General features: G+C 43.3%; 10 protein-coding genes. 4 read left to right on the plus strand and 6 right to left on the minus strand.

What is annotated here, in order from left to right; genetic code table 11:
• Nucleotides 1-4: 4 nt before the first annotated feature.
• The 4 genes from B050_RS0109385 to B050_RS0109405 all read left to right on the plus strand — a co-directional run bounded on the left by B050_RS0109385 (nt 5) and on the right by B050_RS0109405 (nt 8,426).
• Complete coding sequence (locus B050_RS0109385) at nt 5-1,465, plus strand: RagB/SusD family nutrient uptake outer membrane protein (RefSeq protein ID WP_018473662.1); 1,461 nt, start codon at nt 5-7, stop codon at nt 1,463-1,465.
• A gap of 359 nt (nt 1,466-1,824) precedes the next feature.
• Nucleotides 1,825-4,098 (plus strand): heparinase II/III family protein, encoded by a 2,274-nt coding sequence (locus B050_RS22210; RefSeq protein ID WP_083923260.1) that lies wholly within the window; start codon nt 1,825-1,827, stop codon nt 4,096-4,098.
• Nucleotides 4,095-6,305 (plus strand): polysaccharide lyase 6 family protein, encoded by a 2,211-nt coding sequence (locus B050_RS0109400; protein WP_018473664.1) that lies wholly within the window; start codon nt 4,095-4,097, stop codon nt 6,303-6,305. Before B050_RS22210 ends, B050_RS0109400 begins: the two co-directional genes overlap by 4 nt.
• A 9-nt stretch (nt 6,306-6,314) precedes the next feature.
• Nucleotides 6,315-8,426, plus strand: a complete 2,112-nt coding sequence (locus tag B050_RS0109405; protein WP_018473665.1) for an alginate lyase family protein — start codon at nt 6,315-6,317, stop codon at nt 8,424-8,426.
• A gap of 71 nt (nt 8,427-8,497) precedes the next feature.
• Here B050_RS0109405 and B050_RS0109410 read toward each other — a convergent pair whose 3' ends face one another.
• Genes B050_RS0109410 through B050_RS0109435 form a run of 6 tightly spaced genes read right to left on the minus strand, consistent with a single transcriptional unit; the run spans nt 8,498 to nt 11,955 of the window.
• The gene (locus tag B050_RS0109410) at nt 8,498-9,166 is read right to left on the minus strand and encodes an SCO family protein (RefSeq protein WP_157492676.1); all 669 of its coding nucleotides are present in this window, start codon (nt 9,164-9,166) and stop codon (nt 8,498-8,500) included.
• Complete coding sequence (locus B050_RS0109415) at nt 9,163-9,750, minus strand: toxin-antitoxin system YwqK family antitoxin (protein WP_018473667.1); 588 nt, start codon at nt 9,748-9,750, stop codon at nt 9,163-9,165. Before B050_RS0109415 ends, B050_RS0109410 begins: the two co-directional genes overlap by 4 nt.
• On the minus strand, nt 9,737-10,552 hold the full coding sequence (locus B050_RS0109420) for a YHYH protein (RefSeq protein ID WP_026235764.1): 816 nt from the start codon (nt 10,550-10,552) through the stop codon (nt 9,737-9,739). The genes B050_RS0109415 and B050_RS0109420 overlap by 14 nt, the downstream gene beginning before the upstream one ends.
• A 46-nt stretch (nt 10,553-10,598) precedes the next feature.
• Nucleotides 10,599-11,069, minus strand: a complete 471-nt coding sequence (locus B050_RS0109425; RefSeq protein WP_018473669.1) for a hypothetical protein — start codon at nt 11,067-11,069, stop codon at nt 10,599-10,601.
• Entirely contained in the window at nt 11,069-11,359 is a 291-nt protein-coding gene (locus B050_RS0109430) for a hypothetical protein (RefSeq protein ID WP_018473670.1), read from the minus strand. The genes B050_RS0109425 and B050_RS0109430 overlap by 1 nt, the downstream gene beginning before the upstream one ends.
• A 38-nt stretch (nt 11,360-11,397) precedes the next feature.
• A complete protein-coding gene (locus B050_RS0109435) occupies nt 11,398-11,955 on the minus strand; it encodes an RNA polymerase sigma factor (protein ID WP_229802495.1) in 558 nt (185 codons plus the stop codon).
• Nucleotides 11,956-12,200: the final 245 nt, after the last annotated feature.

The raw sequence follows: 12,200 nt of genomic DNA on the forward strand, positions 1-12,200 counted from the left end.
TTCCATGAAAAATATAAATAAACATATCTATACATTTCTGATTTCGGTAGGCCTGATCACCAGCTGTGATATGTCCTTAGATCTTCAGCCGATTTCGGAAATAGGTGAGGGGTCTTTTTATCAGACCGATGCCGATTTTGTGACCGCCATGGTTGCTTGTTATAATGGATTGCAGGCACCACTGGCCAATGAATGGGCCCTGACGGAACTGCGATCTGACAATACCCGTCTGCATAATTCTCAGACTTCCAGTAATACTTATATCCCCCTGCGGGAGCTGGATCTTATGACCTTTACCTCTGAGCATCTTCATATCTATAATTACTGGGCAGACACTTATCAGAATATATCCAGAATCAACACGGTGACTGACCGTCTCCAGGATATAGAAAGTCCAAGCCTTCGTGACCAATTGGAAGGCGAAGCTTCTTTCCTCAGAGCCTATCATTATTTCAATTTGGTAAGGTTATTTGGTGAGGTGTTTTTGGTGGACAGAAGAATATCCGCTCAGGAAGCTACCCAGATGAATGTAGCCAGCACGGAATCATTGTATCAGTTTATCATCGAGGACCTTACGAAGGCGGTGGATTTATTGCCCACTAGCTATGGTTCTTCTGATATCGGGAAAGCTACTTCCTGGTCAGCCAAGGCCTTATTGGCTAAGGTATATAGGGATCTCAAAGATTACGATGCGGCGATCCCGCTATTCGAGGACCTAATTCAGAATAGTGGTGCGCAACTGCTCACTGGTACTAATGCCTTCCAGCAGGTATTCTCTATCAATAATGAGATGAATAATGAAATCCTATTTGCCGTTCGCTATAAGGCGGGAGGTCTGGGAATCGGTTCTCCATTTGCAAATTACTTTGCACCCTTAAATAGTGGTTCTTTTGTGGTCAACGGCGATGGAGATCACTTCAATCGTCCTACAGATGAGTTGCTAAGCCAATACACTGATTTTGATCTTCGTAAAGAAACTACTTTCAAAACCGGTTATCTCGGTGGAAATGGCTCTTTCATAGCCGATCCATATGTTTATAAATTCTTCTCTGATGTTGCCATTAGTGAAGATGGAGAAAATGACTTCCCGATTATTCGTTTTGCAGATATCCTATTATTATATGCAGAGGCGCTCAATGAGGTTGGAAGAACCTCCGAGGCACTTCCTTACCTCAACCAGGTAAGAGTAAGAGCCGGCTTGGAGGCTTATCAGGCTTCTGAAATTGTTTCCGCAGATGATTTTACTGATAAATTATTGCAGGAACGTCGCTTGGAACTGGCCTTCGAAAACCAAAGATGGTATGATCTCCTCCATTATGGATTGGTAGAGCAAACCCTGGACGAGCAGTTTCAGACGGAAGCATTCTATTCAGAATACACCTTCGGAATAGACGCTGTTCAATCCGACAAACTATACCTCCCACTTCCTCAAAGAGAGGTGGATATATTTAACCAGACACCGTAATTATTTGGAGTTGGGAAAGCCGGCCTGGATGTTTTGGGTTTACTGGGCCGGCACCCTTTTCCTATATTAATGAGGCTTTTGATCCCTCTGATTACCGCTTTAGTGCGCAGCACTTTCATCTTACCCTATACCAATATCAAGCATCCCGCAGCATAGCGAATAGATCATAAGATCTGATTTGACCTCAACTCTGCCCGATCGCTTTACCATCGACATTTCCATAGCCTTGCTATGCCCCTGTCTCCATCCGAATTGATTTAAGCACATTATAAGGCCTTCGGTATTTTAAACCGAAACTTGCGAATACGATTCCAACTACTAATCCATGTTGAACCCTCATCTTTATTATTGTTGAGTTAATGAAATATTACGTCCTTTTTATAGCTCTTTTCGCCCTCCATCTAGGTTTTGTTGCCCAGGCACAGACTGAAACCTACGATATACCTATGCCCAGTGAGCAGGCTTTTTTTGAGGGACTGCCGAGCACCATTCCCAATGCCCAAGCGATTAAAGAATTGTATGCTAGCGGTGACCGCGCAGGTGCCATTGATAAACTGGCGAATTATTTTAAAGAGAAATCTAGCGAACGATTTTATTTTTCATGGAAGAATATAGCTTCCCGAATGGCCGAATATGACAGCATTTACCCTTCCGCTGCCAAAAGCCATGCAAAAGATGCCTCTTCCTATTTTAATGATTTTACTGCTCCCACGGCCTGGAAATTGCCTTTTACTAATAAGGCAGGAGTGGAGATGAATGCCTATGCCATCCGACACCTATTCAGACAACATAAAGCAGGAGACTTGGCTTTTGCCTATTATTTACAAGACAAGAAGGAGCTTTTAGGGTATTTTGTGGAGCAAGTGAAGGGGCTAAATGCCGCCTATCAAGGCCATGAAATTGAGATAATTGCAGATGGAAATGGCGCTTATGAGGCTTTCAGGGGAGGGAATAGAATGGAAAATTGGCTCCTTGCCCATCATCTGTTTCTAGGCTCAGAGGATTATCTTCCGGAAGATCAGATCACCCTTATCCGTACATTCCTGCATCATGCAGAGGTCCTTTATCAGACGAATACGGATTTTCAATATGGCAATCATCAGACCAAAGGCATGGTGGCACTAGCCTCAATTGCCATGCTATATTCTGAGTTTGATGCGGATACGAAATACTTTGACCGGGCTATTGACCTTTTAGGACAGCACTTGCAAGAGGAAATCAATGAGGATGGATTCCAATTTGAGCGTTCATATCATTACCATATTGGGGATATTGACAATTATTTCCGAGTATATAAACTGGCTCAGCTGACCCATAGCCCCATCTCCAAAACCTGGGAGGCGAAGCTGGAAGATATGTTCAAGGCGATTAGTTTGATTGCTTTTCCCAATGGAGAAGCTCCAGTCATTCAGGATGATACCGATCAGCCGATGGCCACGACCAATGTCCTCAATGAAACCATGGCCTTGGGCTATACCTTATTTCAGGATGAAGTTTTTGGTTATTTTGCCTCCTCTGTTCCTTCCGAGGAATATTATTGGCTCATGAGCCAAAAAGACATCGCCCAGCTGCAGCACAAAAAGACGAAGAAGCCTACTTATAAGTCCAGCGCGCTGACTTCCACCGGATATTACGTGTTCAGAGATGGCTGGAATGATGATTCCTTCTATATGCTCATCAGTACTGGACTGTCCGATACTAAGCCCGATCACCAACATGGGGATGCTCTGGGATTTCAGATTTATGCCAATGGAAACACCGTACTTCCAAACTATCAAGTTCGATATCCACTTCCGGAATATGAGTTTTTCAAAAATTCTTGGGTGAAAAATGTGGCCCTAGTGGACTCCATTCCTCAAGGTTTGGAGTGGAGTGGAAATCAGGGAGGAAGTGGATTTGGGAAGTTTAATAAACTACCTCGCTCCACGGTGTCCGTCTGGGAACCTAAAGGGAATGTTCAGGCTTTTAGCGCCACTCATGATGGTTATGCAGATTTGGGAGTCAGTTATCAGCGTACTATTTACTTTTTCCCGGGCGAATTTTGGTTGGTCAAAGACGTCTTTGAAGGGGGAGAGCCTCATCAGTTTTATCAGAATTTCCAAGGGAATTATACCTTGGAAGATGCGCCGTATATAGCGCGGGCTAATTATATGGATGCTTCAGGTTTAGATATTATACAGCTTAATAATAATAGAATTCAAGCGCTAATAGGTGGTGACAAAGGTAAAAATAGACTTACCTATCAGTCTGAGCCCATGAAGGAATTTGATTTTGTGTCCATCATCCGTCCTTATGGCAAATATGATGAGCGCACTTCTATCTCTACTGAGGGAGAAGCCATGCAATTGGGAGATTGGGATCTCCATTATCAATCCTTGAGCCTGCGGCAATTGTCGGTACAGGCAGATTATATTTTCATCAAAGGAAAGCAGCTCTGTGTGATAGGTTTGAAGGTGCTTAAGCTTGGTGATGATGAATTTATTCCTGAAAATACATTTGATCTATTGATAGAAATTGATGATCAAACATTAACTCTTAAATCATTCGATTCTAAACCAATTAGCCTGACAGGCGCTGATCGAGCGCTGTCGCTAAAGCCCTTAGAATCACAAAAATTAAACCCAAACCAATGATTAACAACATTAAAGTAAGCTCTTGTTATTTTCTCCTATTGGCACTCTTGGTGATGCCTTTTAGTTGTCAGAGTAAAGATGAGGGGAGGATCGTTCATAATGTGGAGGAATTCGAAAAGGCATTAGGAGAGCTCAGGCCTGGAGATACACTGAAACTCGCCAATGGGGTGTGGAAAGATGCCGAATTGGTGTTTCAAGGAACGGGGACTGCAGAAGCACCCATTGTCCTGATGGCTGAAGAGCCGGGCAAGGTCAGTATGGAGGGCAACTCCAATCTAAGCCTTAGCGGACAGTATTTGGTGGTGAAAGGTCTGATATTTAAAAATGGCTTTACCCAAACTGGCGAGGTGATTTCCTTCCGTAAAGACAGCAAAAATCTGGCTTTCAACTCCCGGGTGACCGAGTGTGTGATCGATAATTATAATAAGCCGAATAGAAATGATCAGGATTCCTGGGTAATGATGTACGGTCAGAATAATCGATTTGACCATAATCACCTGGAAGGAAAAAGAAATCAAGGCGTGACCATGGCGGTTCGTCTAAATTCTGAGGACAGCCAAAATAACCACCACCGCATCGATCATAATTATTTTGGTCCAAGACCAGTTCTGGGTTCCAATGGTGGTGAAACCTTGCGAGTGGGCACGAGTCAGTATTCTCTGACAGAATCTCATACGGTAATTGAGAATAACTATTTCGAAAAATGTAATGGTGAAACAGAGATTGTTTCCATCAAGTCAGGTAAAAATATTATCCGTGGCAATGTGTTTTTAGAGTCAAAGGGCTCCCTTACTCTTCGTCATGGCAATGGAAATCTGATTGAAAGAAATATTTTTTTGGGCAATAATGTGCCCGAAACAGGTGGGGTGCGGATCATCAATGCCGAACATAAAGTCGTGGAAAACTATTTCCAGGATTTGGAAGGAGATAAATTCCGCGCTGGTATTGCTATTATGAATGGGATCTACGATTCACCCATCAACAGGTACCATCAGGTAAAAAATGCAACCATCGCCCGCAATTCATTCATTAATGTGGCCCATATGGAGTTGGCAGTGGGAAGTGATGAGGAGCGGACGGCTACTCCAGAGGGATGTTTATTTACACATAATCTGATCCTTAATAAAGATGGGAAGAGTCCTTTTAAGGCTTATGATAAGATTGATGGAATTTCCTTTGAGGATAATAGTGCGAATGTTTCCACCCCACTAATCCCTTCTGGGATTGCAATCGCTGAAATACCTTTGGAGAAAGCTGAAAATGGACTTTATTATCCTAAATCAGCGGGTCAGGATAGGGGAGCACCGAGAGATTTGGTGATGCTGGACAAGTCCTTAACCGGAGTATCTTGGTACCCAAAGACCAATCAGGAAATGGTTTTCTCTACAGGCACGCAGATCGAGGTGGTGCCAGGCTTAAATAGCATCTCGGAAGCACTAAAAGAGGCCAACCCTGGGGATATTCTACATCTGACAGAAGGTGAATATAACCAAAATAGAGTGCTGAATATTAGTTTCCCAATTACCATCAAAGGAGATTCTCCGGCGGACAGCCGTATTAGCTTTGAGGGAACCCACCTATTTGAAATCCTTAATGGTGGAGGCTTACAATTGGAAAATCTTCAGGTTTCGGGAAGGCAGGCGGCGGATGCAGCGGGCAATGCCGTGATCAAGGTGACACCTGCGGGAACCCTTAAGAACTATAAAGTCAAGGTCCTCAATAGTGAGTTTGTGGATATGACCATCAATCATTCCTTTAATTTCTTAGAAGCCTCCAAAGGAAGTTTTGCTGATACTATAATGATCGAAAACTCCGCTTTTAAGCAGTTTACCGGGTCCATTCTTAGTTTGGAAAAGGAAACCGACGATCTGGGAAAATACAATGCGGAATATGTCATTATGAATGGAAATTCCTTTGACAAAATAGGGGATAAGGTAATTGATATTTACCGTGGAGGAACGGATGAGAGTACCTTTGGTCCCTATGTATATGCCAAAGGCAACGAACTAAGCGAAGTGGGCAATAGCTCTCGTAATCTACACGAGACCTCGTTTTACTTTTATGGGGTTCAGTGGTTGTCGTTTGAGGACAATTCTCTGACCAAGTCTAAGCCAGTGATGGTGACGCATACGGTGGGTGAGCCAGTGGTTTTATTCTCTAATAATACCAGCGACTTGCCCGAGCTCAGGTTGACACCCAAAAATTAATAATAAACTATGCACTATGCTGTTGCCTGGACGCTATTGCTTTGGCTATCGATAGGGGCGAGCTTTGGTCAGGGAGCTATTCCTTCAGCGGAAAGTCACTTGCTTTTGACGCAATCTGGGCGGGACTTATATACCGAATTGGCTAAGCGCTCGCCCAAGGCCCTGACTCAGATCGAGAAGATGAAGAGGAACTTGGCCGAGCTGATAGCTCAGCCCCTCCAGGTTCCTTTACCCAAAGATGCTGGTGGAGGCTATACTCATGAGCAGCATAAAGCAAACCAAAAGGCGATTTTTGAGGCAGGAGTGCTCTATAAGCTTACGGGCGAAGATAAATATGCGGAGCATTGCAAGCAATTATTGGATGCCTATGCCGCTATGTATAAAAGCCTGCCTTTGCACCCTGAGAAAAAAGAGCAAACGCCGGGCAAGCTATTTTGGCAGAGCCTGAATGATGCGGTTTGGTTGGTGTACTCTGTTCAAGGTTTTGATGCGATCAAGTCGTACCTAAGCCCTGTGGAAAGAGAATATCTAAAGACCGAGCTTTTTGAGCCCTATGTTCACTTTCTTTCTGTGGATGGTGAGGAGACTTTTAATAAGATCCATAACCATGGAACCTGGGCGCTGGCGGCTGTGGGGATGGCAGGGTATAGCTTAGAGGAGGACGATTGGGTACAAATGGCACTCAAGGGCAGCGCCGCAGATGGTTCAGGAGGTTTTCTGAATCAGCTCAATCAGCTATTTTCACCGGATGGATATTATACTGAAGGGCCCTACTATCAGCGATATGCGCTTATGCCTTTTGTGGTTTTTGCTCAGGCTATCGCTAATAATAATCCCGATCTGGAAATATTTGAATATAGAAATGGAATTTTGATCAAAGCCATCTACGCGGCGATTGATCTTACGTATAATGGTCATTTCTTTCCTATCAATGATGCGCTAAAGGAAAAGAATCTTACAACTTCGGAGATGGTTTTTGGGATAGATATTGCCTATAAGGAAACTGGAGATCCGAGATTACTTTCCATTGCCGCTTATCAGGGGAGTTTTGCTCCCATAGATGCTGGATTTGAGACGATGGCAGCACTTACGAAGTCGGAGGCCATTCCTTATGATTATAATTCGATCCGATTTAGAGATGGAAAAGAAGGCGAAGAAGGAGGATTAGCCATTTTCCGGCCATATTCAGCCAATAGTAAGGACGATGCCGCCTTGATCTATAAGTACACTTCTCAGGGTATGGGGCATGGGCATTTTGATAAGCTTACCTGGCTTTTTTATGACAATGGCAATGAGGTGATTCGTGATTATGGAGCCGCTCGGTTCTTGAATATTGAGGCAAAATACGGCGGCCATTACTTGAAGGAGAACAACACCTGGGCAAAGCAATCCATTGCCCATACTACCGTGGTGGTGGATGAGAAAAGTCACTTTGAAGGGAAATATAAGGTCGCCTCTGCGGCCTATCCTACCGAGATTCTTTATGATGTATCTGAGCCCAATTTACAGGTCGCCAGCGCTGAGCTTGCGGAAGTTTACCCTGGAGTGAAGTTTATTCGGACCATGGCCTTGGTGCAGGATGAGGCCTTTGAATATCCACTGGTTCTGGATTTATTTGAAGTGGAATCAGAAGAAGCGCATCAATATGACTTGCCCTTGTACTTTAATGGCCAATTCATTCATCTGAATAGCCCAATTCAGGCGCACCAAAATCAGCTTAAACCTTTAGGAAATGCTGAGGGTTATGAGCATTTATGGAATTTGGGTGAGGCACAGGCCAATGCTGAATTGACTCAGTTTACTTGGTTATTGAATGATCGATTTTATACCTGGAGCAGCCAGACGGACAGCGATGATAAGTTGATACTTGTGGAGCTGGGGGCACATGATCCAGATTTCAGCCTGAGGAATGAAAGGGGGCTGGTCCTTAGGACTCAAAGTGAGGGTAAACACTATTTCCTTTCCGCCTTGGAAACTCATGGTACTTTCGATGCAAAGAATGAGGTCACCGTCAATGCCTCCAATCAGATTTTGGAATTGAAGTTGATCACCAGAGGAGCTGAAAAAATCATCCAAGTAATGACTAAAGATTCTGGAATTCGGGAGTTTAAAATCAATTAACTAATCTGTGGCTTAAGGGTAGGATCCTCAAAGTCAGTGATTCTGATGAGAAGAAAATTGTCGAAAGTCAATCATTCTTCCACAAGTTCTTGTCCCAAAGTGTTGACATCTGCGATCAGCTGTTGGATAGAAGCGGTATTAAGGCCATTATAGATCCCTCTGATATGCCTTTCTGTATCTATCAAGACGAAATTTTCGGTATGAAGAAATTCTGTGGAGGATTTTTCTAAGCCTAAATCTTCCTCCACAAAATAGGACTGCCTTCCCAGCTGATATATTTCCTGTTGATCCCCCGTGAGTAAGCTCCACTTCTCGGCGAGAATTCCATTTCTTTCTGCATATTCCTTAAGTACGGGTACTGAATCCATTTCGGGGGTTACCGAATGAGACAATAGATATACCCTAGGGTCAGCGAGGAATTTCTCTTGTAAAATGGCCATATTGGAGGTCATCTTTGGGCATATTCCCGGGCAGCTGGTAAAGAAGAAATCCACGATATAGATTTTTCCTACCATGTCTTTTTCGCTGATAGTATCTCCATTTTGATTAGTGAAACTAAATTCCGGGATACGATGCAATTGGTTCACTGCAGGATCGTCGGAGTCCAGCCAGATAGGGGTGAAGCTGGCTTCCGAATAGTAGGGAAGTGTATTTTTGGGATTACTGGCTTCCTTTTTAGAAGGGCTGCTGCAAGATAGACAGACCATAATAAGTAGTAGCGTTGCGGTATGTTTTATCATAAATCAGCGAGTTCACCATCTTTTAATTGGAAACATAATTTAGATCGTTTGAGTCCGAAAATACGCCCATCTTTCACTTCATAGTTATTGTAGATTTTGCCATTTTCTCTCCATGATTGCTGTAAACCTAGTTCCTTCCCGTCTTGAATTTGAATGACTTTAAATTTTGCTCCGGAGGCATACCATTGTCTCTGGGTGCCATTGGCTATTCCTTCTTTGAAATGTGAAGAGGAGCGCATCTGGCCATTGCGCCACCAGGTATGGGATGCTCCATTTTTTTTGCCTTGGCTATAATTCGCCTCATAGCTCAATAAGGAATTTTCGAACCAACGATATTCTTTTCCTTCTTTTTTGCCCTCACTGTATTCGATGGAAACGGCCTTGGTTCCGTCAGGATAATAAGCAACCGAAATGCCCGAGAATGGCGCTCCCTGATAATATACCAAGCCTTCATTGGCATATAGCTGCAGCGAGTCTGCCACTACTTCCTGCGACGCCTCTGGACTGCCGGATCCCAGATATCCAGGATCCGAGCAGCCAAAGGCTAGGAGGATTAAAATCAATATTAATCTATTGAATTGCATTAGGTGTTCCTTGATAGTTGCCCGGGAATAATAAATAGAATGATCCTAAGAAAAGCTCATTTTGGATATGGTAATGATATTCCGCCACTTCTGCATGCTGCGTGGTGGAGATATGCCCTCCTGATTCATCCAAGTCGCTGGGATAAGTTGCGGTAGAATGGCACTTTCTACCATAAAGGAAAAAGCCGTCTGACATGATCCCGATCAATGTGTCATCATCCTCAGACCAGGCGTGTGGCTCCAGATGATAGTGATAACTCTGAGGGCCTGTATGTGCGGCAGAATAATCTAGAGAAGGCACAGCGTCGTTTAAAGGTACATTGGGGCCTTCTTCGTCATTATAAATCATGGCACCGCTGATAGCTATCCCGATTGGACCTAGGCCGGTGGAGGAGCTGGAGCTTGCCAGGGCGGGCGTGGCAGGCACTCGTAAGGTATAGGATCCATTGAAATCATCAATATTGCCAGGGGCCATACTGGCAAAGGAAGTCACGGTGGGCTCCACAAATAGCGGGTGGTTTTCTGCCTTTGCTTCAGTGACCATCTGATTTCCCATTGGATCTGTCGTGGATCTTTCCGTAGTATTTGACCAGTAGGGCGAGGTGTGGTTTGGCATTCCGTTGGATTCGATGACCACATTATTTCCATCGAGATAAATGGTGAAATTTTCCTGGTCAAATTCCGCAAAAGCTGGATGTAGCTCACCTGAATTATCCATTTCTGCATTATTGTCAGTATCACATGCACACATGCTAAGACTCACTTGGAGCAGGATCAAAAGGGATGCTTTAGAAAGGTTCATAAAAGAAATTATTAGGTTAGTAATTTCTCCTTTAGACCTTCATCATTTAAAAATCCTTCGGTGGGGCAGGGTTTTTATGTTGATTTCCTAAAATAATTTGTAGAACCTGATCCATGAATTCAGGGAAAATCGCCTTCTGATCCTCATTGAGGATGGATTTTACCTCCTCTAAGTGTTGGAAAGTTTTTTTAGTTTTTTGGCCTTCTATTTCTTTTATATGAGATAAAAGCGCCTCTGATGATGCCTCATCTTTGGTATTGAGCGTGGCGAAATACTGCTTAAGTAGTTCCCGTTTTTCTCCATCCAGCTCACGCATTAGTTGTTGATGGCTTTTTGCTAGCGTCAGAAATTCCTGATTTTGGCTTTCGGATAAATGGAGGATATCCACGGCATTGGTACCATGGCCCATTGGCATAGGGGGCGCGCTTGGTCGAGTGATGAAAAAGAAGCTTATCATCAGGATATTAATGATCAATAAGCCGATAGCTCCATATTTATATAGTTGATATTGAGTCATTATTCGTAATAATTATAATTTGAAATTAGCGATTGTTCCTCAGTATTGGAGGGGCTCGTATTGGTGACTTTTGCTTGGTCAATGCTTTGGATAAAGGCAAAAGTATTCATGATTATGATTGCTGCGGCAGCCGCTACAGAGGCCTTCCACTGAAAAGGACTGAGTTTCCTTTCAGGGGTAAAGCACTGCTCGCTGATCTTGTCAAATAGCTCTGGGCTGGGCTGGGCCCTTTGGCTGCCTTCCATACTTGAAAAGACCGATTCAATCCATTTTTCTTTATCGTTTTCCATGATTACCTATAGTCATTTGTTTCCTTAGACAGCGCTAATTAATTTTTCCTTCGGTTGGGGTAGATTTTTTCCAATACCGGCCTCATATTTTTCTTTGCCCGCTGTAATAGAGACTCCACAGCCTTCAGGCTTAGATCCATTATATCGGCGACTTCTTGCCTCGGAAGCTCTTCTATAAAGCTAAGAATAAAGGCCGTTTTTTGTTTCTCCGGTAAGGTATCCATTGCCTTAAAGAGGAATTTAGATAAATCTTTATTTTCCAGACGAACGCCGGGATGCTCAAAGTCAATCTTATCCTTCTCCTTAAGTTCGGTCCTGAAAAAAGAGAACCTTTTGTTCTTTTTGAGATGATTGAGGGCGGTATTGACCGTGATGCGGTAGATCCATGTGGAGAGGCTGGACTCGCCCTTAAATTGCCTGGCGTTCTTATAAATCTTCATAAATACATCCTGACAGACTTCCTCCGCAGCCTCCTTGCTTTTGGTATAACTTAGGGCGGTATTATATACCTTGGGAGAATAATCATGGTATAGCAGTTGGAACGATTTCTCGTCTCCTTCTCTGATATTATTGATGATTTCTAATTCCCCCTTCAAGACTAAATATTTTTTTGATAAAAGTAATACATCTTCCATTACAATAACAAGCAATGCCGAAATGCACTTTCAGGCAGGCTTTTTTCGAGCTTTTTTAGCCGTGATTTTAAAAGTAATGAGGAAAAGCTATAATAGATAGATTAGGTTTAAGACATAGATTTGTGATGACTGATTTTGAGAATCAGGTTGAGAAATGGCCTGGGAGGTATGAGTATGGAATTGGCTAAGGATATTTTTTTTCCAAA

The organism is Echinicola pacifica DSM 19836, assembly GCF_000373245.1.
Lineage (GTDB): Bacteria > Bacteroidota > Bacteroidia > Cytophagales > Cyclobacteriaceae > Echinicola > Echinicola pacifica.